Here is a 26,923-nt window from a genome sequence, read left to right as displayed (position 1 = left end):
CTCGCTGGTACCACCTAAGTAAGGGGCTATACGGGAACAAGAACCGCCAGATACCCGCCTAGCCTGCTCGGATAAAACTTCTCCTCCGCGCAAGGGGCATAGCTGGCGCGAGATTCTCGTAAGGTACGCAATTAGCGTGCAGGGGCGGATTTATGCCGCAGGGTAGGCTTCGGGCACTAAATCCGTGAAAATGCCAGAGCATTTTCCGGATTTCGGGGCGAGAGGCAAAATCCGCCCCTGTGCGCGGAGGCCTACGGGAGGACAAACTTTCCCCCGCGCAACCCGAGCCAGACCGGGACTAGGTTAGCTATTTTGGGACGCGGATTTTTCGGATTGTAGGAGGTCGCGGATTTCGGTTAGCAGTTCCACTTGGGGATCTGCCTTGGGTTCTTCGGCTTCTTCATCGGCTTTAGCTTTAGCGTCACGCATCCGCATGAGCTTATTCATCGGCACAATAATGCAGGTATAAATCGCCAGGGCGACTAGCAGGAAGTTAACCAGGGCGGTAATAATCGCTCCCGGTTGCACGGTAGCGTTACCGAGATGGAACTCTAAAACATTATCGAAGTTAGGTTTACCCACCAGCCCTGCAATCAGCGGGTTAATGAATTTGTCAACGATGGCGGTGACTACTGCGCCAAAAGCGGCACCAATAACAACCCCAACTGCTAGGTCGATGGCGTTTCCACGGGAAATAAACTCTTTGAATCCAGCAATGAAACCAGTATTGTCTTTACTCATCATTCCTCATTTTTTTGTAATTAACCTGTCCTGGCCAATTGTAGCGGTTCTGATTTGCTGGCTTCTACCAGGCGTCCAGCCTCACTGGGGTTAACCGCAACCTCAATGGTGGCGGTTTTTTGTTCCCCCGTCAAAGATCCGCTAGCGGCGCTGACTGATAATACTTGCGCCGTGATTTGCGCGGAGAGTCCCGTATTCTCCGCAGATTTTCTCGCCCCGCCCTCGGGAATGGTTTGCGGATTAGTAGTGTCCGGGCTGGTATCGGGGACAGAGCTACTATCTTGATCATTTGCGAGGAAAAAAATCACTTCATCACCGGCGCCGGCCAGGCCTTGATCGCTTTCCCGCAAAGGTAGTGCCAAAATCACTTTCCCTCTATAGGATTGTCGTGAAAAAGGAGAAGAAGAAAATAAGGCCGGAAACAGGGTAGTGCCGGCAGCGATGGGAACGGCTGTCCGCTGACCGACTGCCTGGGAAGGTTTCTTATAAGCCTGAGGTGGCAGGGCGGCCACGGGAATCTCTTTCACAGTTACTTGGCCAGCGTCAATAATGGTTCCTGGTGGAATATCGGTGGCGGCAATTAATAGAGGTTTCGTGACCACCTGGGGTAGCAGCAAACGAAGTAAGGTTACGGCTACCGCAACAGTAGCTGCCAGGGCGATGGTACGCCGCCAGCGCCAAAGGAACTCTCGCATAGCCAGAATATTTATCCGAGTAAAATCGCCAAGCAATATTGAAATAATCAGCCGGAAAAACTATCTGTCATCTTTGCTTGGGGACAAACAGAACTGGAGTCGCCCGCTTTAGGTTATTCCTAATTTTTGTATCCGCCCCGAGGAGGTAATCACCTGGTCAACTAGCTGGTCATGCGGTTCCTGGGGTAGCGTTCCTGCCTGTAAAACTTCCCAGTCATGGGTTAAGGCGATCAACTGGGGGCGAGTGGAACCAGTCAAATCGCAGTGCGCCAAAGCCTGGTCGTACCAACCGGCTCCTCGTCCCAGACGTACCTGCGTCCTATCTACTGCTAAAGCCGGTAAGAAAATCACCTTTAACCCCAGTTTCGCCAGGTGATCGCACTGCATTTCTCGAGACACCAGCGGCGGGTGGGGATTGAAACGGCGGTATAGGGCGCGACTATGTTGTACCGGATCTAATTGTCCCCAACGGGGCTGCTCCAAATCGCAAGGGACAACTAGTTTCAACCCGGAATCCAAAATGGCTTCGTTGAGTAAGAAGGTTGGAACTTCGGTGTCGAAAGAAATATAACTGGCTACGACCTCGCCGGGTTTTAGGGAAGCTAATAGTGGCCTGGCAGCCTGGAGCACTTGCGATTCTGCCTGGACACGTTGGGTAGGGGAAAACGTTAAGCGACGCCGGTCAAGAAATTTTTTTCGCAGTTCCGGCTTACTGTTCACAGAACCCATGAGTCAATGATAGTCGCTCGTTTAACCACAGTCGGCTTTTCGCCATCGCGGCAAAGACTCCGGCAGGTAACCTGGTAATAGTACTAGACTTTGGAGGGGTAATGCGCACGGTTGCGGAACATTTGAATACTTGTCTTTCCCTAGTGGCTCCGCTGGATCCCCTGGACGTGTTGTTGCCAGACGCGGTGGGGTGTGTATTAGCTGAGGACGTGAGTGCACCTTTCGATTTACCGGTCACCGACCAGGCGACTTTGGACGGTTATGCGGTGCGTTCCCAAGACGTGGGGGGAGCCGGCAAAATGCGCCAGGTCTTCCTGGATGTGATCGCTGAGGTGAAAGCCGGGGATGCAGAACCGTGCACCTTGGTGGAAAACAGTGCAGTCCGGATAGCTTCGGGCGCTCCCTTGCCGGTGGGAGCCGACACGGTGGTGCCTTTGGAGGAAACTGACCAAGGTCCGGCGCGGGTACAAATTTTATCTGCCTGCGCCAAGGGAAAAAACATTTTGCGACGCGGCCAAGACGTAAGTGCGGGCACCCCCATTTTACGTGCCGGATCGCGTATTGGATCGCGGCAAGTAGCGTTACTGGCGGGGGTAGGGCGCCTGCGGGTGACGGTGCGTCCCCGTCCTCGGGTAGTGATTTTGTCTATCGGAGATGAACTTATCGAACCGGGCAAACCGATCCGCGCCGGGGCAGTCTTCGATGCTAACGGGCACGCGCTTTCGTCTGCGGTAGCCGATGCGCGCGCTGACACTTTCCGAGTGGCGGCAGTGCCTGATGAACAAAAGGCGCTGTCTGAAACTATTGAAGACCAGCTAGTTCGGGCAGATATTATTATCACCACTGGGGGACTTTCCTACGGTAGCGCCGACACGGTGAAAGAGGTGCTAGCTCCTTTAGGGACTGCCCGCTTCGACAATGTGGCGATGACTCCCGGCAAACAGCTCGGTTATGGCACTGTCGGGGAGGGTACCCCGATTTTTTGCCTCCCCGGAAATCCGGTAGCCGCCCAGATCAGCTACGAGATTTTTGTGCGCCCCTGCCTGCGGCATATGGCCGGTTGGGATGAACTGTATCGCCCTTCCTTGCGGGCGCGAGTAGATCGCGGTTGGCGTTCCCCGGCTGGTAGGCGCCAGTTTGTGCCCGTGAAAATCGTGGGTGCACCCGATAGTGGTTATCGCGCGCGACTAACCGGTGAGCCAGAAGATCTTTTACTCTCTACCATGGCGAGGGCGAATGCACTGGCGGTTATTCCCGAGGCGGTAACTTCCGTCTCGGAGGGCGACTATTTCCACTGCATGGTGCTAGATTAGGGCACCGTGTTGCTTTACGAGCGTTTAACTTTTAGGCGCAGGCCGCGTTACTATGCGCACTTGGATAGTCCGGTAGCTCGCGGCCTGATTAAACCGGGTGATCCGCCGATAAATCAGCTATCTATTAGGGAAATGGTGGCGCGAGATCATCGTCAGGCAGCGCAGGTAAGAGCCGATAACGAGCGTTGGTTAGCGCCTTGGGAAGCCAGCATTGCTCCCGGCTATCCCCCAGACGATATGGAGCTGGAAGCGTTCATTCGCCGTAGTGCCCGCCTGGTGCGTCAGCGCCGTTACTATCCATTTGGTGTTTATGCTGATGAGCAGCTAGTGGGGCAGGTTACTATCGGAGATATTGCCCTGGGAGCCTCACACTCGGGAAACCTGGGCTATTGGGTAGCCGAAGAATATAGTGGCCGCGGGATGATTACTACGGCGGTGGCGATGGTGTTGGATTTATGTTTAGGGGCTCCCCACCTGCACCGCGTAGAAATAAATGTTCGTCCCGAAAATAAAGTGTCTTTGCGGGTAGTACAGAAACTGGGGCTGCGGTTTGAGGGGCGAAAAAACAGTTTCTATTGCATTGCGGGAAGCTGGGCTGATCACCTGGGGTATGCGGCAACCGCTGAGGAAATCCCCGCGGGTGGATACCTGGCGCAACTAGAAAAAAGAGCGCGATTGAAAAAGAAGGAGGCGTAAGGCTTGCCCCGACTGGAGACTAGTTTTCCTCCGCACCAACCAGCGTTTCCCCGAACGTGAGATTGCTTAAAACAATGGTTATTGCCACGGTAAAACGTGGAAAAATTCCGTAGTTATTGTGGCTATTGGTGTGATTGTTATAGATGTTGCGATTTGCTAAAGATTTAATAACTTTCCCTGCTCAACACGCCTTTATGAAGAGAGAATCTGGCGCTTAAATCCCCTATTTTTGATATGTGGAGTTTATTGGATTGGCTTTGCCAATATTGGTCTTAATTCTGGGAGGTATCTACCTGCCCCTCTTAATTGACTCCAAGCGGCGGCAAACCCAGTCTCATGGCGATGATCGTTTTAGCGCAAATTTGCGGGTACTTAACACCCAGCAATCGGCGCAAAAGCGGCGACGTTACAGCGTAAACCCCCCAGTATTAGGAGGAACTATGCAACGACCAGTAGCACCAACCCAGCGTGACCACAGTGAACTGATGGCCGCTCGGCTTACCCGGGCTCGGCAGATTGAGCGGCGTTCACAAGCTGCGCGTCGCCGTCTCACTTTAGTTACGGTACAGTTCGCGATAGGTATGGTGCTGGTAACGGCAGCTGCCGTTAGCCTCCTTTCCTGGTGGTGGACACTTATTCCACTAGCGACCATTGCGGGAACGCTATTTCTGGGAGCGCGAGCTGCCAAAGCCGGCCGTGAAAATGATCAGCGTGCCCAAGAAGTTATCCGCGCCCTCGAGACCCGTCCCGCAAAAGGACATCGCGTGAGTGCCAGCGAAAAGAAATTCGCCCAAATGCACGCCGAGGCCGAATCTACTCAGAGCGCTGTCAGCGTCGAAAAGTCCGAAACCAGCGCCGCAGCTACCGCCAGCGAAACCAAGGCAGAAGCAGCCGGGGAAAACCGGGGTCGCATGGCGCTCGGCAAACTAGCTGCCGCGGCTCGGCGCGCCGCCACGTTGCGAGAATACTTTGTAATTCACGAGGACGAAACCGTAGAGCAAGCAGAAGAAACGGCTAAGGAAACTACTCGGGAAATAGCCTCCAGCCATTCGCAGCGCCACTTCGAAGCGAACGAAGAAAACACAGCAGTTACCTTAGCGGAAGAAAAAGTCAGCGAGGATAAAGAGCCCGTTGCCGCCGCTGTAGCCGAGAAAGAAACCACTACGTTAGCGGAGATTACCGAAATCTCGGCTGAGGACAGCAGCGCGGATGCTACCGAGAAAGCGGAGACCGCGGCAGTTACAAGTCATACAGAGGAGGCAGCAGAAAACCAGGCAGAAACTGACCATACTTGGACGCCAACGCCGATGCCGAAACCAATCTACGCCCTCAAACCGCGACTAGCGCGCCGTGACGTAGATGCCTCTGAGCTGCTCGCGGAGCATTTGGCGACCCAAAGCAAGGCTCCTTATCGTCCTTCACGTCCGCATCCGCATAGCGAGGAGTCTTTGACTACCGCGCAGCTGGTAGCACAAAGCAAGCCAGTAGATGTGGAAGCAATCCTAGATAACCGGCGGATTGCAAACTAACCGCCTGCCCATTGAGCGACAGACAAAATCTTAACGGTAATCGCGCGCGCCGAAAACATCAGTTCCGATGCGCACCATAGTTGCCCCCTCGCTAATCGCAATTTCTAAATCCCCTGACATTCCCATCGACAGTTCGCGGGCATCCTGACCGCGTCCTCCGGCAGTAAGCGTGCGATCCCGCAAATCCCGCAAAATCCTAAAAGATTCGCGAATGCGCTCTTCATCAGGGTTAAGGGCACCAATAGTCATAAATCCCCGCAAACTCAGCGGCTCCATTTGTAGGACTCGCTGGGTTAACTCCCAGGCATCATCGGGACTCACTCCCGCTTTGGAGGCTTCGCGTGAGCAGTTTACTTCAATAAAACACGGCAGGACGCGCTCCGGATAATTGGTCTGTAGCCGGCGCACCAGACGCTGGGCAGTTTTCAGAGAATCCACCGTTTCGACCAGGTCACAAACTTGCAAGGCGGCACTGATCTTGTTGCCTTGCAGATGACCGATCATATGAACTTCCGCGCCCAAGTCTGCCGCTCGCACGGCCTCATTAGTCGCCACGGCTTCCTGCACGTGATTATGTCCTAGCACTACCGGTAGACCGCGCGCTTTCAGCTCCTTAGCAGCCGCAATAATCTGCTCACTGGTGCGGGTTTTCACCGCCAGCTCTAAAGTAACTTCGCTGCGCTCCCGCCCCGCCTGCTCACAGGCTTTAGAGATCCGCTGGTCTACTTGTTCAATCCCGGTTGCGATATCCATAACTCCACTCTACTGGGCGTGGCAAATCGCTGACAGGGTGCTAGCGCCAGCAGCGCCCTAGGTGATATCTCCGTAGACCACCAAGTACGGTTGTAGCTGCCCACTCTCATCAGTTTCCGCGATATCCAGGGCAAATAACATTCGCCATTCCCATAGCCCGCTGCCGTCATCCACTTCTTGCAGTAACGCCCAAACCTTCCTGCCGTCCAGCAAGTTGCTATCGGCAGGAAGGTAGCGAGAAAGCAGCTCTCGCGCCTGGTCGCCCTCCCTAATTACCGCGTGACTGCTGGCGCGCGCCCCCTGATCCAGTGGCAAGTCATCGTAGCGTTCCCAATAATCATCCAACAGGGCTCCGCGATCCTCATCCGACCAGGCACTCCCATCGGGATGTAAATCTTGGCAATCTTTAAGGCGAGGCAGGCTATCGAAGGCTATGGCTTCTACCCGCCGCCAGGCGGCATTGCGGAATTGGCGGCGCAAAGCGAAAGGATTAGCGCTGGGCAGCTGGTTTTCTCCGCTCCCAAAGGCGGGTTCTTCTTCTGCATCCTCCGCGAGGCTTTCCCGGCGTTTCCCGTTGGCCAGCGCCTCCCATTCGTCTAGCAGCGAGGAATCCACGCCCTTAACCGTGTTGCCCAGCCAGATCAATAACTGGTCGAAGTCCTCATTGCGCTTCTCCGGCGGCACGATTTGTCCCAGGGAGCGATAGGCGTCGGTCAGGTAGCGCAGTACCACGCCCTCACTGCGGGCAAGTTCGAAACGAGAAATAAACTGGGTAAAGGTCAGCGCATTTTCTACCAGATAGCGCACCACCGATTTGGGGGAGGGCTCAGAGCCATAAACCCAAGGATTAGAATGCGCGAAAGTCTTAAATGCCCCGGCAATCAGCTCTTTCAGAGGCTGCGGCCAAGTGGTTTCCTCTAGGATTTCCTGACGCTGGTGGTATTCCACGCCCTCGGAACGCAACTTTTGATACACCTGGTCACGCTGGACTTTTTGTTGGGCAATCAGCACCTGGCGCGGATCCTCCAACACCGACTCCACAATCGAAACTAAATCTAGAGCGTAATCGGGGCTATCGGGATCCAATAGATCCAAAGCAGCCAGAGCGAAAGGCGATAACGGCTGGTTAAGGGCAAAATCTTCCGGCAAGTCATGGGTGAGCACTAGGCGCCCGCGGCTGCCCGCCTTTTCAGCAGGTAAATGTCGAACCACTTCCGCCTGTTTCAAAGAGGAATAAACCTGTCCTAAACGGCGCAAATGAGGGTTGGCCTCTTGCGGAGCGTCATGGTTATTGCGTGCCAGCCACAGCAAATGCTCCCCGGCATCCCGTTTCCCAGAAAGGACGTTAAGCGCTAAAGAATGGTCAATCCGGAAATGAGAACGTAGCGCTTCTGGCTGGGCAGCGACCAGGCGTTCAAAAGTAGAACGTCCCCAGGACACCTTCGGCTTTTGGCTATTGGAAGAGGACGTTCCCTTACGCTTTTGCCCCTTCGCCGTCAACTTCTTGGCCTCAATCACCTCGGGCGGCGCCTGCACCACCACAAACCCCATAGTGTCGAACCCGGCGCGCCCGGCTCTGCCGGCAATCTGGTGAAACTCCCGCGCCGAGAGATGCCGCTGGCGCCGCCCATCGAACTTGACTAGGGAAGTAAACACCACAGTGCGGATAGGGACATTTATCCCCACCCCTAAAGTGTCCGTCCCGCAAATAACCGCCAGTAGGCCGCGTTGCGCCAATTGCTCCACCAACAGGCGGTAACGAGGCAACATACCCGCATGATGCACCCCCACCCCCAGACGTAATAGCCGCGAGAGAGTCTGCCCGAATCCCTTGGTGAAATGGACTCCTTTTAAGTGGGCAGCGATTTTTTCCCGCTTTTCGCGGTCTAGCAGATTAGCAGACGCCAACCCCGCCGCGGTTTTCACCGCATCATTTTGGGCAAAATGCACTAGGTAGATCGGCCAGCGTCCCGCCTTGACCAGGCTTTCTAACAGGTACTGGGAGTCGTCCTCGCTATATTCCATTTCCAGAGGCACCGGGCGGGAGGCTCCGTCAACGAGCGTCACTTCCCGCCCGCTGCGCGCCTGTAAGTCCCGGATGAAGAAATCGACGTTCCCCAAGGTCGCCGACATTAACACAAACTGGACTTTCGGCAGTTCCAGCAGCGGGACCTGCCAAGCCCAACCGCGGTCAGGGTCGCCGTAAAAGTGGAACTCATCCATGATGACTACCCCGGCATCTAGCTCAGCGCCATCACGCAGTGACTGGTTAGCCAAGATTTCCGCGGTGCAGCAAATAATCGGGGCTTCCGCATTTAGAGAAATATCGCCGGTAATCATCCCCACATTCCGGGCTCCAAACAGCTCTACCAGGTCAAAAAACTTCTCAGACACTAACGCTTTAATAGGGGCGGTGTAGTAAGAACGCTGATCTTTCGCCAGCGCCGCCAAATGCCCCGCCAAAGCGATCATAGATTTTCCCGAACCAGTAGGAGTCGCCGCAATCACGTGGTGACCGGCAAAAATTTCGGTAGCGGCTTCCTCTTGATGGGGATATAACGCTCGACGGGTAGAGGCTGCCCAATTGCTGAACCCCGCCAGGACTTCTAAGGGGTCATCCAGCTTACCCGCGTCCTCTAAATCGTCCAGTAGCTGATTTAGGGGCGCAATACTCATGCGGCTATTGTAACCAGCTTCCGCAGTGTGGACACGTTTGCGTAACCTCATCCTGCCGGATTGTCCTAATAAGGACGCCGAAAAGATTTTTGGGCGGATGAAAGGAAAAGAATAGCGTGGATCAAGCCGCCGCAATCGTCAAACAGATAGCCGATGCCATCGCCCTCTACGGCGAAATTTGGATCCTAATCGGCCTGGGGATTTTCTACACGGTGATTACCCGGGGAGTGCAATTCCGGCTCTTCCGCCATATGTGGCACGTAGTGTTGTCCTCTCGTAAAGATTCCCGCGGAGGAATCTCCTCCTTCCAAGCCTTCACTATTTCCCTGGCGGCTCGCGTGGGAGTGGGCAACGTTTTCGGGGTGGCGGCCGCCCTCATCATCGGCGGGCCGGGCGCGATCTTCTGGATGTGGATAGTAGCGCTAGTGGGGATGGCTACCTCCTTTATGGAATCCACCCTGGCGCAGATTTTTAAAGTCAAGAACGAGGACGGTACTTTCCGAGGAGGTCCGGCCTACTATATGTGGTTGGGGCTGCACAAACGTTGGTTTGGTTCCATCTTTGCGGTGATCGCTATCATTACCTGTGGTTTCGTGATCACTTCCGTGCAGTCCAATGCGATTGCCGGCTCGATTATGGCCACCCTCGGCACTACCGAAGCCCAGCAAGGCACGCATTCGGCGATCATTGCGGTGATTCTGTTCGTGTTTGCGGCTCCGATTATTTTAGGAGGAATTCGTTCGGTAGCGCGGGTAACCGAATGGATGGCTCCCATTATGGCCGTGGTTTACGTGATTATTGCGGCGATTATCCTGGTAATAAATATTGGGCAGATTCCCGCGATCCTAGCTTTAATCGTAAAAAGTGCTTTCACCGGTGGAGCGCTTGGGGGAGGCGTTGGCGGAGGAATATTTGCTGCCCTGATCAACGGAGTACAGCGCGGACTATTTTCTAACGAGGCCGGGCAAGGAACCGCCCCCAACGCGGCCGCAACCGCCACGGTTTCCCATCCGGTGCGGCAAGGCCTCATTCAATCGTTAGGGGTTTTCGTAGACACGATTATCGTGTGTTCTGCCACCGCCATTATCATTTTGAGTGCTCCTAAAGCGGTGCTTACCGGTACCGATCCTTCCCAGGCGGCCTCGTTGACTACGGTGGCGGTAGCCTCCCAGCTGGGGGATTGGTCAACCTATTTAATGTTGCTGATTATTTCGGTACTGGCGTTTTCTTCAATTATTGCCGCCTATGTCTATTCTGATGTGAATATGTCGTTTGTGACTACTAAACCCTGGGCATCTTGGCTGGTGCGAATGGTTTCCGTGGCGTCGGTGGTGCTAGGAGCAGTGGTATCCCTGCCGCTAGTGTGGAACGCGGTCGATATCGCCATGGCGGTTATGACCATCACCAATCTGATAGCGATTACCCTGCTGTGGAAGTGGGCAGTGGGCGCCTTAAAGGATTATTCGGCATCGCTTCGGCGCGATAAAGAGGCGGTACCGGTGTTCGTAGCTAATAACAATCCCTATCTGCCGGCAAAGTTACCCACCGATGTATGGAGCGGCGAGCCGGGCAAAGCCCTGTTTACTGAGGGCTAGGCGCCCTCGCTCGTTATAAGAAACAAAGAGCCAAGGTTTCACAGGTTTTTATGTATTTGAAAGCCTAAGGCAAAATAGGGACTATGGAACAGATCCCCGCGACAGTTGATTCTCAGTTCACGCGCAGTGACTATCTAAAAGCTTGGGCAGTTCATGTCTTTACCGCCTCTGGGGTGGTCTGGGCTGGTTGTGCGGTACTTGCCTTAATGCGCCACGACTACCTGCAGATGTGGGGATGGCTGGCGATTAGCTTGATTGTTGATGGCTTGGACGGCACTCTGGCGCGGCGCTACCGGGTGAAGGAGGTAATTCCCTGGTTTGATGGTTCCGCTCTCGATTTGATCGTAGACTATTTGACCTGGACGTTTATCCCCGCGATTTTCATGTCCCAAACCTTAGTGTTCGCTCCGGGAATCCCCGGTAAGGGAATGGATCTAGTGGTGACCGAATTGCTGATGGTAGCGGTTTGTGCCTCCTCTATGTTCTGTTACTGCAATAAGAAAGCCAAAAGCTCCGATAACTATTTCGTGGGATTCCCGGCAGCCTGGAATATCGTAATCCTCTATCTCTATCTGGTGGCACTGCCCTGGTGGTTCAACCTGACCATCGTGCTGCTCTTTATTGTGCTAACGCTATCTCCGCTTACTTTCTGCCATCCTTTCCGGGTAGAAAAACTGCGGTGGCTCAATATTTTGTCAGTGGTGATTTGGCTAGCCTGCATTATTTGGCTCACTATTTATTTCCCCGAACGTAACCCCTTGGTGTGGTGGGCATGGTGGATTAGCGGCGTTTACTTTATTGGCAACGGTGTGATCCGTACTTTTGTAGGTCCGCAAGCCCCACGCAAGCAGAAGCAACTAAACCATAAAAATGTCAGTTAGTGCCGGTTTCTTGTGGTTTTTGCAAAAAATTCACCAGGTAACGTTCGCGTAGATATTTCGAGCCTTCTACAAAGAACCCCGAAATAATAAACAAAATAACGATTACTATCACGTAGGTGGGGTAGTCTTTGCCGGTCATAGCGAAATATACGTAGGGAGCCGCGAAAGTAATCGCGGTAGTAAACGTACCTATGATGCGCACCAATTGGCGCTTGGCGGTAAACATGGCAAGTACTCCCCAGGTGTAGGGGATAGCGGTAACAATATCCATGGTCCATAGCACCAGCAGAGATCCATGAAACTCTTTTACCAGACTCACCGGTAAAACTCGCAGGCTGGAATAGGTAATTACCACCAGGTAGGCCAACACTTTGGGGTCAGTTAACCATTTTACTAGCGGTGAACGCCGAGTCTGGATAATCCCGCAGGCATTCAGGCCGCTGGCGATCTTAGGAGGAAGATGGGTAGCGTCAATTCCTAAGAATGCGCGACGTATTCGCTGCCGACTGTGGACACTCAAATCTTCCCAACGCTCAATAAGGGCTTCCACCAGGTCTTCAGGATCGAGCAGCCAGGGAATTTTGGTATCTTCTTCCTGCTCGCAGGCAAGAATCGCTCCCACTAGTCGCTGGGGATAATCCCTGCCCTCAGGATATTGCGCGGTATCTAAGATTCTTCCGGTACCTAGCATCCGCGAGAAACGTTCGGCTTCTGCTCGGGTACCCCCTCCCAGCCACACCTTTAGCGGCCGCTGTAAATCCGCACGTAGTTGCCCTAAGAATCGCTCGCCCTCTTTAGAGGCCAGGAAATGGTCAAGGCATTGTTCGGGAAGGGAAAAAAGCCAAGAAATATCGCGGGTACACCCGCGCCCCAGTTCAGAAACGCGATGAAGGCCGGCACTACGACAAATAACCACCGGATCCAGGGCATATTTGGATACCACAGCGAGATCGGTGAGCTTTTGCCCATTTTTGAAGGAAGGATCGACCATCGCCATGGTTTTAAGTCTATGAGAATTTTAGGAATTCCGGTCTTTTCGCGACAAGAAAGAAAAAAATGGTCATACTAGAGACATGAAGGTTTTAGTGACTATCGCCTCCAAGCATGGAGCGACTGAAGAAGTTGGAAAAGTTATTGTAGAGGAACTGGAGAATGCCGGTCTGGAAGTGGACCTGGAAAAACCAGAAGAGGTCTACAGCCTAGATGGATACGGGGCAGTCATTATTGGCTCAGCGGTTTATCTAACCAAATGGATGGATACTGCCAATGATTTTTGTCGCCGCTTTGCTTCGGAACTGCGCCGCACTCCGCTGTGGGCATTCTCAGTGGGGCTGTCGGGGGTTCCCGAAGACAAAGTGCAAGATCCTTCGCGGGTAGGACCAGTGCTTTTGAATATTGATCCGAAAGAATATGTGACTTTCCCAGGCAGATTGGATCCAGAGGAGCTATCTTTGCGGGAGCGCACGGTGGCTCGCCTAGGGGGTGCAGTGGAGGGCGACTTCCGCGATGACCAGTTAGTTCGTGACTGGGCAAAGAAAGTCATTAAAGAAATCAAGGCATAAATCTTTCTTTCATTACTGTCCGCAGGTTGGCGCCTGGCGAGGGATACCTCGCCAGGCGCCAACCTGCGGACAGTAATGCTTAAGGGATCCCTAGTCACCGGTTTCGTGTCTGGCTGGTTCTAGTTCAAAAAAGCGCTCATCGGGAGCTTCATCCGCTGTTAGGTAAGCCAGTGGCGGCTCCGATGCCTGGGCAAATGTTCAGGACAGACAGCCGGGTTTCTCGTTTGTCGGGTGTAATTACCGATGCCGGGATTCTGCCAATGGAGCTGGAGCAGGTAATAGATATCTGACCGGTGATCGGCAGGGAGGTAATCTCCCTGCCGATCATTTTTATAAAAGTATCTCTGCTCACAACCGGGTCTTAAAGTTATGCATAGTTATTCATAACTTGATATAAATATGCACTATGAAGGTTTCAATTGTTGGTGCCAGCGGATTTGCCGGAGGAGAAATCCTGCGGATAGTAGCTGCCCACCCCAATTTCGAGGTCGATCAGCTATGCGCGTCCTCCTCAGTAGGAAAAAAGCTAGGGGAGTTTCATCCCCAGCTTCCCCAATTAGCCAAGCAAGAATTAAAAGCAGTAGACCCGGAGGCGCTACAAGAAAGCGCCGCGATTTTCTTGGCGCTACCCCACGGACAATCCGGGAAAATAGCAGCGCAGCTACGCGCAGGTGGGGTAGAGAGCCTGTTAGTAGATTGCGGGGCCGACCATCGGCTTACCTCTAAAGCAGCCTGGGACAGTTATTATGGCGGTGAATACTGCCCGGCCTGGACCTATGGAATGCCGGAGCTTAAATGTGCTTGCGGGTCGTCGCAGCGCGAGCAGCTGGCGGCCGCCCAGCAGATTGCGGTTCCCGGATGTAACGTAACTGCGGTTACCTTCGCTTTTCAACCGCTGGTAGCAGCCGGATTGATTGATCCAAACGATATTGTCGCCACTTTAGCGGTGGGGTATTCCGGAGCTGGGAAATCCCTAAAACCGCACCTATTGGCCACCGCTGCCCTGGGGAATGCCCAGCCCTATGCGGTAGGCGGAACCCATCGCCATATCCCTGAAATCGCGCAAAACTTTGCGGTTAGCAGCGGAAACAACCCCGAGGACTATAAAATCACCCTCACTCCGGTGTTAGTACCCATGTCGCGGGGAATCCTGGCAACCGTAACCGCCGGGGCTACCGAAAAAACTTCTACGAAGCAGCTGCACGCCCTCTATCAGGATTTTTATCAGGAAGAAAACCTTATCCAGGTACTTGATCCTGGCGTTTGGCCACAAACCCAAGCCGTGACTGGCAGCGCAAACGTGCAGGTACAGCTGGCTTTAGATCAGCGTTCGGGCAAGATTATTGCCCTTAGCGCCCTCGATAACTTAGGTAAAGGTACCGCGCAGGCGGCCGTGCAGTCAGCTAACCTGGCGCTGGGTCTGCCCGAATATAACGGCATTAACCAGATTGGAGTTGCCCCGTGAAAAAAGATAAAAGCCTCCAAGGCGTAACCAGCGTACCCGGATTCAAAGCCTGCGGAATCGCCTCCGGAATGCGCCGCAAAGGACGCAAAGACCTAGCGCTCGTCCTCAACACCGGGAAAAACCCGGTAGCCGCCGGGGTGTTTACCTCCAACCGTTTCGCCGCCGCCCCCGTACTCTACTCGCGGGCTGTCCTCGCAAAAGGCGCCACTGGAATGCGCTCGGTGGTGTTAAACTCGGGCAGCGCCAACGCCTGTACCGGGGAAAACGGTCTTAAAGATACGGTGGCCAGCGCCAAGGCAGTCGCTAAGGCTCTAGAAATCGATCCGCGGCAAGTCCTAGTGTGCTCCACCGGAATGATTGGGACGCCCCTGCCGATGGACAAAATGCTCTCCGGGATTGAAATCGCTGCCGCGAGCCTGTCTGAAGAGGGCGGTGCCGATGCTTCCTGGGCTATTCTCACCACCGATAACGAACCTAAAACCGTTCACTATCAGGCTGAAGGTTATCAAATCGGAGGAATGGCGAAAGGAGCCGGAATGCTTGCTCCGGCTCTCGCTACCATGCTTTGTGTAATCACCACTGACGCCCTCCTCGATGCGGAAACTGCCCAAAAGGCTCTAGAGCTTGCCTGCGCGAAAACCTTTAACCGGCTAGATTCCGATGGCTGTATGTCCACCAACGACACTGTGCTTTTGCTGGCCTCCGGAGAAAGTGGAACCGTTCCCAGTGGATTTACTGAAGCGCTCACTCAAACTTGCGCCCAGTTGGCGCGCAAACTAGCTGATGACGCGGAAGGTGCGCAGCATACGGTAGAAATCGCAGTCACTGAGGCCGAAAGCGAAGCCGGGGCTTTAATCGCCGCGAAAACCATTTCCCGCTCAAACCTGGTGAAAACCGCCATCGCCGGATGCGACCCCAACTGGGGAAGAATCGTTTCCGAACTGGGAACCGTGCCCGAAAGCGTCTGCCCCTACGACCCGAGCGCGGTATCGGTGCTGTTCAACGGGGTGCAAGTATGTAAAAACGGTGCCGCTTGGGGAAACCGGCAAGACGTTCCCTTTGAAAGCCGCGACGTGCATCTGGAGGTACGCCTGGGAGCCGGAAACGCCCAGGCCAGCGTACTTACCAATGACCTTACCCACGAATATATTCATATCAACGCGGACTATTCATCATGAGCACAAAAGGATTATCAGCCTGGGACAAAGCCGGGGTACTGCTAGAAACCTTGCCGTGGCTGCGCGAATACTCCGGCTCGCGGATCGTGATCAAGTACGGCGGAAACGCCATGATTTCGGAAGAGCTCAAAGCCGCTTTCGCCCAGGATGTAAGTTTCCTGCATGAATGGGGGATTGAACCGGTGGTGGTGCATGGGGGTGGCCCGCAAATCAACTCCATGCTGAAAACCCTGGGGATTGCAGCTCCCTTTGTTTCCGGTCTGCGGGTCACTAGCCCAGAAGTAATGAAAGTCGTGCGCATGGTGCTTACCGGGACAGTGCAGCGCGAACTGGTTTCGCTACTCAACGAATCCTCCATCGCGGCAATCGGGATTTCTGGCGAGGACGGGGCGTTTTTGCGTGCCCAAAAACAGGGGGCGACCGTTGATGGAAAACCCGTAGACCTGGGGCTAGTGGGTAAAGTAACTGCCGTAGATCCTGGACCGATAGAGGATTTACTGCAATCGGGGCGTATCCCGGTGGTTTCCTCCATTGCGGTAAACCAAGACAATCCTACGCAGGTATTAAATATCAACGCGGATTTGGCGGCCGCGGCAGTCGCAGGCGCCATTGGGGCGAAGAAACTAATCGTCCTCACCGATGTGAAAGGACTCTATCGCAACTGGCCAGACCCAGATAGTCGGATTTCGCAGCTTCGGGCGAGCGAGGCCGCCCAAATGCTGACTACTTTGGAAGCGGGAATGCGCCCCAAAGTGCAAGCCTGTATCCAAGCCTGTGAGCAGGGAGTACCTCGCGCCACCATTATTGATGGGAGGGTGCCGCACTCGATGCTGCTAGAAATCTTCACCGATACCGGATTTGGAACTATGGTGATGGGAGATAGCCATGACTAATTCTGAATGGAAAGCCAGTTATCAGGACAATCTTTTAGGGGTGTTCGGGCAGCCGCAGGCCTGTTTTACTCACGGACAAGGCACCCGGGTGTGGGATACAGACGGCAAGGAATATCTAGATTTACTGGGTGGAATCGCTGTGAACGCCCTCGGATATGCTCACCCAGAAATAGTGAAGACTATTCACGAGCAAGCCAGCCGTTTTACTCACGTATCGAACTTTTTTACTACCCATCAGCAGGTAGAGGCCGCGCAAGCAGTTAAGAAAATCTGTGCCGAAGGGTGGGGTAGCGGGCGGCAGGCGGAAATCGTCTCCCAGGCGCGAGTGCTATTTGTAAACTCGGGCACCGAAGCCAATGAAGCCGCCTTGAAAATGGCGTTAGCCGCCCGGCCGGGAGGGCGCGCGATTGCACTTAAAGGCGCATTTCACGGACGTACTCTGGGGGCACTATCGCTAACCTATAAAGCTCCCTACCGCGAACCCTTCGTGCCCTTTGTGGGGCCTACCGAGTTTGTGGAGGCGTCGGTAGCAGGCATTGAAGCGGTAGACCCCGAGGGCGTATCCGCGATTTTCCTAGAACCCCTGCAAGGAGAAGCGGGGGTAATCCCCCTAGCACCGGAAGTTGTTGCGGCAGCACGCCAGCTCGCTGACCAAACCGGCGCTCTGCTAATTTTTGACGAAGTGCAAACCGGGATGGGCAGATGCGGAAAATGGCTTGCCCACCAGGGAATTTATCATGACGGAAAAGAAATAATCCCGGATGTGGTAACCCTGGCGAAAGGACTGGGCGCCGGAGTGCCGGTAGGGGCCTGCGTGGCGATGAACCAACGCGCTGCCAGTGCCCTAAAACCAGGAAGTCACGGCACCACTTTTGGGGGAAACCCGCTGGTAACTTCAGTAGTGGCGCGCACCATCTCCCTGATGGAGGAACTGGATTTACCGGCGCACGCTAGCGCAATTGGGGACGCCTGGATGCAGGCGATTGCCGAGGCCCAAATCCCAGGGATAAAAGAAACCCGGGGGCAAGGGCTGCTGCGCGGCCTCGTCCTCGAAAAAAATGTTGCCCCGCAACTGGCGAAGGCTCTGTTTAAGGCGGGTTTTATCGTTAATGCTCCGGCAGCGAACATAATTCGCTTGGCGCCGCCCCTAATTATTGAACTTGACGAAGCAAAAACCCTGATACCGGCGTTAAAAGAAGCGCTCGCGCAGGTAGAACTAGACCTAGAAAAAGGAGAATAACCATGAGTAAAGATCGGGTAGTACTGGCATATTCGGGCGGATTGGATACTTCGGTGGCCATCGGCTGGATCGGGGAGCAAACCGGCAAAGAGGTGATCGCCTGCGCCGTAGACGTAGGGCAAGGCGGGGAAGACCTGGAGGTAATTCGCCAGCGTGCCCTGGATTGCGGGGCAGTCGATGCCTATGTGGCTGACGCTAAGGACGAGTTCGCCGAAGAATATTGCCTACCGGCAATCAAAGCCAACGGCCTATACATGGATCAATATCCGCTGGTATCGGCGCTTTCTCGGCCGCTAATCTGTAAACACTTGGTGAAAGTAGCGAAAGACTTTGGCGCCGACACTGTGGCTCATGGTTGTACCGGTAAAGGTAATGACCAAGTACGTTTCGAGGTGTCGCTCACCAGCCAAAACCCGGAGATTAAATGCATCTCCCCGGTACGGGATCTGGCGCTCACCCGGGACGTGGCGATTAAATACGCGGAAGAACACGAACTGCCGATCGAAACCACTAAACACAATCCTTTCTCTATTGACCAGAATGTGTGGGGGCGCGCGGTAGAAACCGGATACCTGGAGGATCTATGGAATCCACCTACTAAAGACGTCTATGTTTACACCGATGACCCCGCCTACCCTCCGATCCCGGATCAGGTAGTTATTAGTTTTGCAGAGGGCGTGCCAGTAGCTTTGGACGGGCAAAAAATGTCGCCCCTGGAAATCATTCAAGAAATGAACCGCCGGGCAGGCGCCCAAGGGATAGGTCGCCTAGATATGGTGGAAGACCGCCTGGTAGGGATTAAGTCGCGGGAAATCTATGAGGCTCCCGGCGCGGTGGCGCTGATTATTGCCCACCAAAACCTAGAAAACCTGACCCTAGAGCGCGAACAGGGACGCTTCAAACGGCAAGTGGAACAACGCTGGTCAGAACTGGTTTATGAGGGGCAATGGTATTCGCCGCTCAAAGGGTCGCTCGATGCCTTCGTAGAAGACAGCCAAAAATATGTCACCGGCGATATCCGGATGATTCTGCACGGCGGGCGGGCAGTAGTTGATGGACGGCGCTCCGAAGTCGGCTTGTATGACTTCAACCTGGCGACCTACGATTCAGGAGACAGCTTTGACCAGTCCCTCTCGCGCGGATTCATCGGAATCTATGGGCTCTCAACCCAGTTGGCAGCGGCGCGGGAACAAAAAGAAAGCAAGAAATAACTATGAGCGAACAGGTATCGCTATGGGGAGGACGCTTTTCGGGCGGACCTTCCCAGGCTTTAGCGGCACTTTCAGTATCCACCCATTTCGATTGGCGCCTGGCGCTCTATGATCTAGCGGGTTCGCGCGCCCATGCTCGGGCGCTCGCGGGAGCCGGCCTGCTAGACGGCGAGGAACTATCGCAGATGCTGGCGGCTCTGGGGCGGCTGGAAGAAAAAGTTAAAAGCGGTGCCTTCACCCCCGACCCCGGTGATGAGGACGTGCATACCGCCTTAGAGCGGGGGCTATTGATTGAGGCTGGTGAGCATTTAGGGGGGAAACTGCGCGCTGGACGTAGCCGCAACGACCAGATCGCCACCCTCATCCGGATGTACCTGCGAAACCAGGCACGCGCCCTCGCCGAGAGAATTATTGAGGTCGCAGAAGCGCTTTTGAGCCAAGCGAAAGCCGCCGGGGATACCGTAATGCCGGGACGCACCCATATGCAGCATGCCCAACCGGTATTGCTAGCCCACCAGCTACTCGCCCACGTGTGGCCGCTGCTGCGAGACATTCAGCGTTTTGAAGATTGGGACCGGCGCGCCGCCACCAGCCCCTACGGATCCGGGGCGCTCGCGGGCAACACCCTGGGATTAGACCCGGAGCAAGTAGGGGCAGACCTAGCCTTTAACCGGGTAGTAGAAAACTCCATAGACGGAACCGCCACCCGCGACGTGGTAGCCGAGTTCGCGTTCATCTGCACCATGACCGGGGTCGATATCTCCTGCCTCGCAGAAGAAATCGTTATCTGGAATACCAAAGAGTTCGGGTATGTCACCTTAGATGACGCGTTCTCTACCGGTTCATCAATCATGCCGCAAAAGAAAAATCCGGACGTGGCAGAATTGGCGCGCGGTAAAGCCGGTCGCATGATTGGGGACTTAACCGGTCTGCTCGCGGTACTTAAAGGTCTACCTTTTGCTTATGCTCGTGACCTGCAAGAAGATAAAGAGCCAGTCTTTGACCAGGTTGATACTTTAGAGGTATTACTTCCAGCAGTCAGCGGCATGATAGCCACTATGAAGATTGACTACGCTCGCCTAGAAGAACTCGCGCCGCAAGGGTTCTCTCTCGCCACCGATATTGCCGAGTGGCTAGTGGCGCGGGGAATGCCGTTTCGGCAAGCACATGAAGTATCCGGAGCCTGCGTGCGCAAATGCGAAGAAAACGGGATAGAACTAGCGGATTTGAGTGACGAGCAGTTCGCCGCCATCGACCCGCTGCTAACTCCCGAAGTGCGGGAAGTGCTCAGCCCCGCCGGTTCGGTGCGCGCCCGCGCCGCCCGCGGCGGTACGGCGCCCGCGCAGGTCGCGCGGCAGTTGCAATCCGCCGAGCAGCAGATCGCGCGCATCCGCACCGATTTCGCCGGCAAACGCCTGGAATTCAAATAGTCCCTTCCCTGCTGCTGAGCGGGAGGAAAAACTATTTCCGCGCGTGGGGGCGGATTTTGCCTCGCGCCCCGAAATCCGGAAAATGCTCTGGCATTTTCACGGATTTAGTGCCCGAAGCCTACCCCTCGGCATAAATCCGCCCCCACGCGCTCAGCTGGTTTCCCCCGAACTAGGTTGTCTGTTTAATCAGCACTGTTGGCGGCGGGTCTGGCTCGGTAAAAGCACTCCGGGGACCCCGTGACCGGCTTCGCCGGTCAAGCCCCTCTCGTATCTTTTACCGGCCGCGCCCCTTGCCGTATGTGGCACAATCACGACTGCAATCACTCGTATAAAACCTAGCCCCCGCGTTCAGTTAATTCTTCGACCAAACAACTTCTCCTTCAGGCGTACTTGCAAAAGCGCTGCTTCCTAGTCCTATCTGGTGCCGGATGTTCTTACTTTTTAATCCCGTCGTTGTTTTCCGGAAATCGGTGACTCGCGCTAGAGGAATAATTCAGCCCACTGGCAATTTGGACGATGTTTCGGTCGGCGCGTCCCTTGCTGGTTGTGATGCAAATGCCTTCGTAAGCGTAAGGGAACGGCGTTATTGTTGTTCGCTTACGCCGCTCGGTAAACGCGAGGGCTAGGTTTTATCCGAGTGGGCGCGGTGGGCATAAGAATTCGGAAAACGCCTAGGGCTTTTTCCGAATTCTTGGGCGGGAGGAAAAACCTAGCCCTCGCGTGGAAGGGACGGGGAACTAGCGTCTGTGCTCTGCGGTTTTCAGGAAGGGCGGAGGATGGCGAAGGGGTCGGTTACCTGCAGGCAGTGATTAGTGAAGCGGAAACGGCGAGCGGGGCGCCCGCCTTTGGTGCCGGGCGCTTTACGTTGACCGGTGGGGGCGAGTTGCCCGCGGCGACTGAGCACCCGCTGCAAGTTGGTGGGGGAAACTTCATGCCCCAAAGCTGCCTGGTAGAGGCGGGTTAGTTCCGCCATAGTGAAATCCGGAGGCGCCAAGGCAAACGCAATATTGGTGTAGGAAAGTTTCGATCGTAACCGGTCTACGCCCTCGGAAATAATGTCGGCATGGTCGTAAGCCATTTGCGGCAGGTTGTTTACCGGCACCCATTGGGCGTAAGCCGGAATTGCGGTAGTAACGTCGGCAGGTACTAACCCTAAATAGGCGGTGGCCACGGTGCGTTGACTGGGGTCGCGGCGGGGATCAGAACGAGTACCTAACTGTTCCATATAGGAAAGTGCGCCAATATCCATCTTTTCGGATAGATGGCGAAAAGCGCTGGCACCCAGGGTTTCTTCTGGTTCTAAAGGACCGGAGGGGAGGGCGGGCAAACCCTGAAAGGGGGAGTGTTCACGGCGCGCCACCAGCACCATTAGCTGCGGGGAATCTCCCCGGATTTGCAAGACTACACTGAGTGCCTCATGCCGGTAGACGGCAACATCTTCGGCGTCTCGCAATTGGGTTCTCACAAAACCTTATGGTAGCTTAAATTTTAGTTTTCGACTATTAGGCGAAAACTAAAAGAGATACCTCGACAAGGAAAGTTTCCAAGATGAAACAACGGATTAAAGGCTGGCTATCGCTATTTTTTATTGACGCAATGACCGGTATGGCACACGGGCTATTCGCTTCCCTGATTATTGGCACCATCATGGTGCAGGTAGGCGGTTTTATCCCCGGAATAATCGGGCGGGGACTGGTGTTAATAGGTTCGGTGGCCTCGGTCCTTACCGGAGCCGGCATCGGGATGGGGGTAGCGCACCGCCTGCACGCCTCTACCTATGTAGTGGTAGGAACCGGGCTAGCCGGAATGATCGGAGCCCATGCTGCCAAAATCTTGAGCGGGGGAATCGTGGACGGTCTTTCCATGCAGCTACAGGGGCCGGGAGAACCGTTGGGGGCATTTATCGCTTCTTTCGTGGCGGTCGAGTTTGGCCTACTAGTTTCCGGTAAAACCCCAGTAGATATCTTGGTTACCCCCTTCGTGACTGTTACCTCTGGAGCCATTGTGGGTCTGCTCATTGGGCCAGGAATCTCGCAGATGATGACCGCTCTCGGAGCCATCATTAACTGGGGAACTGAGCGGCAACCTTTCCTAATGGGCATTATTGTGTCGGTGCTGATGGGGATGATTCTAACCCTCCCGATTTCCTCGGCAGCTCTCGGAATCGTGTTGGGGCTATCCGGGTTAGCGGCCGGGGCGGCAACCGTGGGGTGTAGCGCGCAGATGGTAGGTTTCGCAGTAGCGTCCTATCGAGAAAATAAAGTTTCCGGCCTAATCTCGCAGGGAATCGGTACCTCCATGCTGCAGGTCCCCAATATTATGCGACATCCCTTAATCTGGGTTCCCCCCACTTTGGCATCTGCGATTCTCGGTCCCATTGCCACTATGGTTTTCAAAATGGAATCGAATGCTGCCGGCTCCGGAATGGGAACTTCCGGTTTAGTGGGACAGATTATGACCTGGAATGTAATGGGGCCAACTACATCTTGGCCAGCACTTTTGGGAATGATCTTGCTGCTGCACTTTATTGCCCCCGCCGCCCTCTCTTTGCTATTTGCTGAGTTTATGCGGAAGCAGGGTTGGATTAAGGCCGGGGATATGCTGCTCGAAAAATAGGCAGCATTCCGGATAGGAAGCAAACCCCCAGCTGCGTCCGCAGGTAGGTTAGACTAAGCCCGAGAAGAATATAGACGTGTTCACCCCGAGGGGGATCACGAGTTTAACCTGCATAAGAAAGGAATATCGTGGCCGATATTATTGATGAGCTGGAATGGCGGGGTCTACTTGCCCAGCACACTGATCTCGCGAAACTGCGGGAAGCACTTGCCAATGGACCGGTCACTTTCTATTGCGGTTTTGATCCTACTGCTGCTTCTTTGCATCATGGACACTTGGTGCAAGTGCTGATGATGCGGCATTTGCAGAAGGCGGGGCATCGGCCTATTGCCCTGGTTGGGGGTGCTACCGGCTTGATCGGGGATCCCCGGATGACCGCGGAGCGGCAACTGCAACCTAAAGAAGTAGTGGCGGGCTGGGTAGAGCGCCTGCGCGGGCAAATCAGTCGTTTCCTGGATTTCGAGGGCGATAACCCGGCAATCATGGTTAACAATATGGACTGGATCCAGGATCTAGGAGCGATTGAACTCCTGCGTGACCTGGGGAAGAACTTCCGGATGGGAACCATGCTGTCTAAAGATGCGGTGGCGCGGCGTCTAAAATCCGAAGAAGGAATTTCCTATACCGAGTTCAGCTACCAAATCCTGCAAGCCTACGATTTCCTTCAGTTATACCGCCGCTACGGCTGCACCCTGGAAACCGGAGGCAACGATCAATGGGGCAACCTGGTGGGCGGCATGGATCTAATCCACAAGGTAGAGGGCAAAGACGTCCACGTCATGACCACCCCTTTGATTACCAAGGCCGATGGCTCCAAGTTTGGTAAATCCGAGGGAGGGGCAATTTGGCTAGATCCGGAGATGCTTTCGCCCTACGAGTTCTACCAGTTCTGGCTGGGTGCCGAAGATGCGGACGTAGTTCGGTTCTTGAAGGTATTTACTTTCCTATCCCGCGAGGAAATCGAGGCACTAACGGTAGAGGTAGCTGAGCGTCCTCATAAACGCGAAGCTCAAAAGGCGCTGGCCGCGGAGGTGACCCGTCTGGTGCACGGTCAAGAGGCACTAGATCAGGTGCTGGCAGCTACCGAAGCCCTGTGGGGTAGTGGCGATCTGCGTCAGGTGGACGGCAAGACTCTGAAGGGAGCGACAGCCCATTTGCCCAGTGCCACGGTAGAAATCGGGAAAACTAACCTGGTGGATCTGCTGATAACCGCCGGCTTTGAGAAGGGGCGCGGCGCGGCGATGCGCACCATTAAGAACGGTGGCGCTTATCTGAACAATCAGAAGGTTACCGACCCGGATCGGCTTATCACTTCCGAGGACGTGCTGCCGGGTTCTTTGGTGCTTTTCCGGAAAGGCAAGCGCAATCTAGCTGTCGCTTACCTGCAAAAATAGCTTATTTTTGGCGGTGTGTGAGAGGTCACCACGTCTCAGTTTGAAGTTTTCTAACTGCAGTAGGTAAGTTAATACCTGTTGCCCCGGCAGAGAGCTTCGGTTCTGGGTCAGTGGGCTAGATTGTTTGACTTAGTACTTAACAGATAAGAACTGGTTTTATGGCCTGTTTCACTTACAAATAAGTTGAAAGCCAAAAACCAAATCTGTTAGGCTGAGACTCGCGCGTTTTTCGCGCAGCGACCTTTACTGATCGTTTTTGGTTGGTTTGTGGTTTGGTTGTTTGTGTTCTCGATAGTGTGTTTTTTTGTTTTGTTTGTGTGGGATTGACTGGGGTGCCTGCTGGTTTTGGTGGGTGTTTTGGTTTTTTCTGTTTTTTGTTTTTTTGATGCTGATGATTTTGGAACGTTTTGTTTTTTGATTGTTGGTGTTTGTTTTTGCTGGATTGTTTTCTGGCTTGAATCATTGATTTTTTGCCTGCTGTTTTTTGGTGGGTTTGTTTTTGGTTTTTGTTGGAGAGTTTGATCCTGGCTCAGGATGAACGCTGGCGGCGTGCTTAACACATGCAAGTCGAACGGGATCCAAGGGTGCTTGCATCCTTGGTGAGAGTGGCGAACGGGTGAGTAACACGTGAGTAACCTGTCCTTTTCTTTGGGATAAGCTCCTGAAAGGGTGTTTAATACCTTATGTTCTGTCTGCCTCGCATGGGGTGGGTGGGAAAGATTTTTTCGGTGAAGGGTGGGCTCGCGGTCTATCAGCTTGTTGGTGGGGTGATGGCTTACCAAGGCTTTGACGGGTAGCCGGCCTGAGAGGGTGGTCGGTCACATTGGGACTGAGATACGGCCCAGACTCCTGCGGGAGGCAGCAGTGGGGGATATTGCACAATGGGCGCAAGCCTGATGCAGCGACGCCGCGTGGGGGATGAAGGCCTTCGGGTTGTAAACTTCTTTTGCTCTGAACAAGGCATGCTAGTGGGTGTGTTGAGTGTAGGGGTTGATTAGCGCCGGCTAACTACGTGCCAGCAGCCGCGGTAATACGTAGGGCGCGAGCGTTGTCCGGAATTATTGGGCGTAAAGGGCTTGTAGGTGGCTGGTTGCGTCTGTCGTGAAAGCTCATGGCTTAACTGTGGGTTTGCGGTGGGTACGGGCTGGCTTGAGTGCAGTAGGGGAGGCTGGAATTCCTGGTGTAGCGGTGGAATGCGCAGATATCAGGAGGAATACCGGTGGCGAAGGCGGGTCTCTGGGCTGTTACTGACACTGAGGAGCGAAAGCATGGGGAGCGAACAGGATTAGATACCCTGGTAGTCCATGCTGTAAACGGTGGGAACTGGGTGTGGGGGGCTTTTTTGTCTTCTGCGTCGTAGCTAACGCGTTAAGTTCCCCGCCTGGGGAGTACGGTCGCAAGGCTAAAACTCAAAGGAATTGACGGGGGCCCGCACAAGCGGCGGAGCATGCGGATTAATTCGATGCAACGCGAAGAACCTTACCAAGGCTTGACATGCACTGGACTGGCCCAGAGATGGGTTTTCCTTTTTGGCTGGTGTGCAGGTGGTGCATGGTTGTCGTCAGCTCGTGTCGTGAGATGTTGGGTTAAGTCCCGCAACGAGCGCAACCCTTGTCCTATGTTGCCAGCAAGTTGTGTTGGGGACTCGTGGGAGACTGCCGGGGTTAACTCGGAGGAAGGTGGGGATGACGTCAAATCATCATGCCCCTTATGTCTTGGGCTTCACGCATGCTACATTGGCGTCTACAGAGGGTTGCGATACCGTAAGGTGGGGCGAATCTCTTAAAGGGCGTCTTGGTTCGGATCGGGGTCTGCAACTCGGCCCCGTGAAGGTGGAGTCGCTAGTAATCGCAGATCAGCAACGCTGCGGTGAATACGTTCTCGGGCCTTGTACACACCGCCCGTCACGTCACGAAAGTTGGTAACACTCGAAGCTTGTGGCCTATCTCTTTTTGAGGGGGAGCGGGTGAAGGTGGGGCTAGCGATTGGGACGAAGTCGTAACAAGGTAGCCGTACCGGAAGGTGCGGCTGGATCACCTCCTTTCTAGGGAGATTTTATTTTTAAGCGCAAGCGGAACGAGGAAACACTTTCCCCCCAGGGCTTAATCGTTTTGGGTTTGGTTTTGGGGGGCTGTCGGGTATAGGAACAATCAGGCTCCTTGGGTTTGTTTGTTTGGCTCATTGACTTTCAAGGCCGTTGGTTTTGGGGTTTTTTGGGTTGGTTGTTTGTTTTTTGGAGAGTGGATGTGAGTGTCTTTGTGATGCTTTTTTTGTGAGAATCTTGTTCGTTGACTGCCCTGTTTTTTGGGGTGGTTGGTGTTTTTTG

23 protein-coding genes and 1 rRNA gene are annotated in these 26,923 nt (G+C 54.4%); 15 read left to right on the top strand and 9 right to left on the bottom strand.

Features of this window, described 5'->3' with window-relative positions; translation table 11 throughout:
* Positions 1-303 precede the first annotated feature (303 nt).
* From mscL to ACZ5BI_RS07855, 3 genes are all read right to left on the bottom strand, one after another.
* Positions 304-744: a large conductance mechanosensitive channel protein MscL gene (gene mscL / locus ACZ5BI_RS07865; protein ID WP_278620310.1), complete on the bottom strand. Its 441-nt coding sequence runs from the start codon at positions 742-744 to the stop codon at positions 304-306.
* Between the two features lie 17 nt (positions 745-761).
* Positions 762-1,436 (bottom strand): SAF domain-containing protein, encoded by a 675-nt coding sequence (locus tag ACZ5BI_RS07860; protein ID WP_464896102.1) that lies wholly within the window; start codon positions 1,434-1,436, stop codon positions 762-764.
* Between the two features lie 108 nt (positions 1,437-1,544).
* Entirely contained in the window at positions 1,545-2,165 is a 621-nt protein-coding gene (locus ACZ5BI_RS07855) for a 5-formyltetrahydrofolate cyclo-ligase (protein WP_464896101.1), read from the bottom strand.
* Between the two features lie 101 nt (positions 2,166-2,266).
* On the opposite strand from ACZ5BI_RS07855, the gene ACZ5BI_RS07850 reads away from it, so the two are divergent.
* The 3 genes from ACZ5BI_RS07850 to ACZ5BI_RS07840 all read left to right on the top strand — a co-directional run bounded on the left by ACZ5BI_RS07850 (position 2,267) and on the right by ACZ5BI_RS07840 (position 5,703).
* Entirely contained in the window at positions 2,267-3,478 is a 1,212-nt protein-coding gene (locus ACZ5BI_RS07850) for a molybdopterin molybdotransferase MoeA (RefSeq protein ID WP_238127344.1), read from the top strand.
* Positions 3,479-3,538: 60 nt separating this feature from the next.
* Positions 3,539-4,174 (top strand): GNAT family N-acetyltransferase, encoded by a 636-nt coding sequence (locus ACZ5BI_RS07845; protein WP_464896100.1) that lies wholly within the window; start codon positions 3,539-3,541, stop codon positions 4,172-4,174.
* A 236-nt stretch (positions 4,175-4,410) separates the two neighbouring features.
* Positions 4,411-5,703, top strand: coding sequence for a hypothetical protein (locus ACZ5BI_RS07840; RefSeq protein ID WP_464896099.1), 1,293 nt, complete (start codon positions 4,411-4,413; stop codon positions 5,701-5,703).
* A gap of 30 nt (positions 5,704-5,733) precedes the next feature.
* Here ACZ5BI_RS07840 and ACZ5BI_RS07835 read toward each other — a convergent pair whose 3' ends face one another.
* Both ACZ5BI_RS07835 and ACZ5BI_RS07830 read right to left on the bottom strand, forming a co-directional pair.
* Positions 5,734-6,456, bottom strand: coding sequence for a YggS family pyridoxal phosphate-dependent enzyme (locus tag ACZ5BI_RS07835; RefSeq protein WP_464896098.1), 723 nt, complete (start codon positions 6,454-6,456; stop codon positions 5,734-5,736).
* 57 nt (positions 6,457-6,513) lie between these two features.
* Positions 6,514-9,132 carry a DEAD/DEAH box helicase gene (locus ACZ5BI_RS07830; protein ID WP_464896097.1) on the bottom strand — a complete coding sequence of 873 codons (2,619 nt, stop codon included), beginning with the start codon at positions 9,130-9,132 and terminating at the stop codon, positions 6,514-6,516.
* A 116-nt stretch (positions 9,133-9,248) separates the two neighbouring features.
* Here ACZ5BI_RS07830 and ACZ5BI_RS07825 point away from each other — a divergent pair, with 116 nt between their 5' ends.
* Entirely contained in the window at positions 9,249-10,727 is a 1,479-nt protein-coding gene (locus ACZ5BI_RS07825) for an alanine/glycine:cation symporter family protein (protein WP_464896096.1), read from the top strand.
* 83 nt (positions 10,728-10,810) lie between these two features.
* Positions 10,811-11,608 carry a CDP-alcohol phosphatidyltransferase family protein gene (locus ACZ5BI_RS07820; protein WP_464896095.1) on the top strand — a complete coding sequence of 266 codons (798 nt, stop codon included), beginning with the start codon at positions 10,811-10,813 and terminating at the stop codon, positions 11,606-11,608.
* Here the strand turns inward: ACZ5BI_RS07820 and ACZ5BI_RS07815 are convergent.
* Positions 11,601-12,605 carry a hypothetical protein gene (locus ACZ5BI_RS07815; RefSeq protein WP_238127339.1) on the bottom strand — a complete coding sequence of 335 codons (1,005 nt, stop codon included), beginning with the start codon at positions 12,603-12,605 and terminating at the stop codon, positions 11,601-11,603. The two genes, ACZ5BI_RS07820 and ACZ5BI_RS07815, sit on opposite strands and share 8 nt — an antisense overlap.
* 76 nt (positions 12,606-12,681) lie before the next feature.
* On the opposite strand from ACZ5BI_RS07815, the gene ACZ5BI_RS07810 reads away from it, so the two are divergent.
* Positions 12,682-13,170, top strand: coding sequence for a flavodoxin domain-containing protein (locus ACZ5BI_RS07810; RefSeq protein WP_464896094.1), 489 nt, complete (start codon positions 12,682-12,684; stop codon positions 13,168-13,170).
* 148 nt (positions 13,171-13,318) lie between these two features.
* Here ACZ5BI_RS07810 and ACZ5BI_RS07805 read toward each other — a convergent pair whose 3' ends face one another.
* Entirely contained in the window at positions 13,319-13,522 is a 204-nt protein-coding gene (locus ACZ5BI_RS07805) for a hypothetical protein (RefSeq protein WP_464896093.1), read from the bottom strand.
* 54 nt (positions 13,523-13,576) lie between these two features.
* On the opposite strand from ACZ5BI_RS07805, the gene argC reads away from it, so the two are divergent.
* The 6 genes from argC to argH all read left to right on the top strand — a co-directional run bounded on the left by argC (position 13,577) and on the right by argH (position 20,587).
* The gene (gene argC, locus ACZ5BI_RS07800; RefSeq protein WP_464896092.1) at positions 13,577-14,635 is read left to right on the top strand and encodes an N-acetyl-gamma-glutamyl-phosphate reductase; all 1,059 of its coding nucleotides are present in this window, start codon (positions 13,577-13,579) and stop codon (positions 14,633-14,635) included.
* Positions 14,636-14,703: 68 nt separating this feature from the next.
* On the top strand, positions 14,704-15,813 hold the full coding sequence (argJ, locus tag ACZ5BI_RS07795; protein WP_464896797.1) for a bifunctional glutamate N-acetyltransferase/amino-acid acetyltransferase ArgJ: 1,110 nt from the start codon (positions 14,704-14,706) through the stop codon (positions 15,811-15,813).
* Complete coding sequence (gene argB, locus ACZ5BI_RS07790) at positions 15,810-16,706, top strand: acetylglutamate kinase (protein ID WP_316086172.1); 897 nt, start codon at positions 15,810-15,812, stop codon at positions 16,704-16,706. The genes argJ and argB overlap by 4 nt, the downstream gene beginning before the upstream one ends.
* A complete protein-coding gene (locus ACZ5BI_RS07785) occupies positions 16,699-17,946 on the top strand; it encodes an aspartate aminotransferase family protein (protein ID WP_316086170.1) in 1,248 nt (415 codons plus the stop codon). The genes argB and ACZ5BI_RS07785 overlap by 8 nt, the downstream gene beginning before the upstream one ends.
* A complete protein-coding gene (locus ACZ5BI_RS07780; protein WP_464896796.1) occupies positions 17,943-19,157 on the top strand; it encodes an argininosuccinate synthase in 1,215 nt (404 codons plus the stop codon). The genes ACZ5BI_RS07785 and ACZ5BI_RS07780 overlap by 4 nt, the downstream gene beginning before the upstream one ends.
* A 2-nt stretch (positions 19,158-19,159) precedes the next feature.
* Complete coding sequence (argH, locus tag ACZ5BI_RS07775) at positions 19,160-20,587, top strand: argininosuccinate lyase (protein WP_464896091.1); 1,428 nt, start codon at positions 19,160-19,162, stop codon at positions 20,585-20,587.
* 760 nt (positions 20,588-21,347) lie between these two features.
* On the opposite strand, the gene ACZ5BI_RS07770 is transcribed toward argH, so the two are convergent.
* Positions 21,348-22,052 (bottom strand): NUDIX hydrolase, encoded by a 705-nt coding sequence (locus ACZ5BI_RS07770; RefSeq protein WP_278609252.1) that lies wholly within the window; start codon positions 22,050-22,052, stop codon positions 21,348-21,350.
* An 83-nt stretch (positions 22,053-22,135) separates the two neighbouring features.
* Between ACZ5BI_RS07770 and ACZ5BI_RS07765 the strand changes: the two genes are divergently transcribed.
* A complete protein-coding gene (locus ACZ5BI_RS07765) occupies positions 22,136-23,203 on the top strand; it encodes a PTS sugar transporter subunit IIC (RefSeq protein WP_238128436.1) in 1,068 nt (355 codons plus the stop codon).
* Between the two features lie 128 nt (positions 23,204-23,331).
* Positions 23,332-24,597, top strand: coding sequence for a tyrosine--tRNA ligase (tyrS, locus tag ACZ5BI_RS07760; RefSeq protein ID WP_464896090.1), 1,266 nt, complete (start codon positions 23,332-23,334; stop codon positions 24,595-24,597).
* Between the two features lie 172 nt (positions 24,598-24,769).
* On the opposite strand, the gene ACZ5BI_RS07755 is transcribed toward tyrS, so the two are convergent.
* Positions 24,770-25,060 (bottom strand): hypothetical protein, encoded by a 291-nt coding sequence (locus ACZ5BI_RS07755; RefSeq protein WP_464896089.1) that lies wholly within the window; start codon positions 25,058-25,060, stop codon positions 24,770-24,772.
* A gap of 43 nt (positions 25,061-25,103) precedes the next feature.
* Here ACZ5BI_RS07755 and ACZ5BI_RS07750 point away from each other — a divergent pair.
* A 16S ribosomal RNA gene (locus tag ACZ5BI_RS07750) occupies positions 25,104-26,641 on the top strand.
* The last annotated feature ends 282 nt before the right edge of the window (positions 26,642-26,923 follow it).

Source organism: Varibaculum sp. GTC20041 (genome assembly GCF_055387755.1).
This window is presented reverse-complemented; position numbering and strand designations above follow the sequence as displayed.

Bases quoted from the DNA above. Each gene is read 5' to 3' on its own strand.
- argH (WP_464896091.1), top strand. From the start codon at position 19,160: ATGAGCGAACAGGTATCGCTATGGGGAGGACGCTTTTCGGGCGGACCT.
- argB (WP_316086172.1), top strand. From the start codon at position 15,810: ATGAGCACAAAAGGATTATCAGCCTGGGACAAAGCCGGGGTACTGCTA.
- argJ (WP_464896797.1), top strand. From the start codon at position 14,704: ATGCGCCGCAAAGGACGCAAAGACCTAGCGCTCGTCCTCAACACCGGG.
- ACZ5BI_RS07830 (WP_464896097.1), bottom strand. From the start codon at position 9,132: ATGAGTATTGCGCCCCTAAATCAGCTACTGGACGATTTAGAGGACGCG.
- mscL (WP_278620310.1), bottom strand. From the start codon at position 744: ATGATGAGTAAAGACAATACTGGTTTCATTGCTGGATTCAAAGAGTTT.
- ACZ5BI_RS07835 (WP_464896098.1), bottom strand. From the start codon at position 6,456: ATGGATATCGCAACCGGGATTGAACAAGTAGACCAGCGGATCTCTAAA.
- ACZ5BI_RS07850 (WP_238127344.1), top strand. From the start codon at position 2,267: ATGCGCACGGTTGCGGAACATTTGAATACTTGTCTTTCCCTAGTGGCT.
- ACZ5BI_RS07860 (WP_464896102.1), bottom strand. From the start codon at position 1,436: ATGCGAGAGTTCCTTTGGCGCTGGCGGCGTACCATCGCCCTGGCAGCT.
- ACZ5BI_RS07755 (WP_464896089.1), bottom strand. From the start codon at position 25,060: ATGATTCAAGCCAGAAAACAATCCAGCAAAAACAAACACCAACAATCA.
- ACZ5BI_RS07785 (WP_316086170.1), top strand. From the start codon at position 16,699: ATGACTAATTCTGAATGGAAAGCCAGTTATCAGGACAATCTTTTAGGG.
- argC (WP_464896092.1), top strand. From the start codon at position 13,577: ATGAAGGTTTCAATTGTTGGTGCCAGCGGATTTGCCGGAGGAGAAATC.
- ACZ5BI_RS07855 (WP_464896101.1), bottom strand. From the start codon at position 2,165: ATGGGTTCTGTGAACAGTAAGCCGGAACTGCGAAAAAAATTTCTTGAC.
- ACZ5BI_RS07765 (WP_238128436.1), top strand. From the start codon at position 22,136: ATGAAACAACGGATTAAAGGCTGGCTATCGCTATTTTTTATTGACGCA.
- ACZ5BI_RS07815 (WP_238127339.1), bottom strand. From the start codon at position 12,605: ATGGCGATGGTCGATCCTTCCTTCAAAAATGGGCAAAAGCTCACCGAT.
- ACZ5BI_RS07820 (WP_464896095.1), top strand. From the start codon at position 10,811: ATGGAACAGATCCCCGCGACAGTTGATTCTCAGTTCACGCGCAGTGAC.
- ACZ5BI_RS07810 (WP_464896094.1), top strand. From the start codon at position 12,682: ATGAAGGTTTTAGTGACTATCGCCTCCAAGCATGGAGCGACTGAAGAA.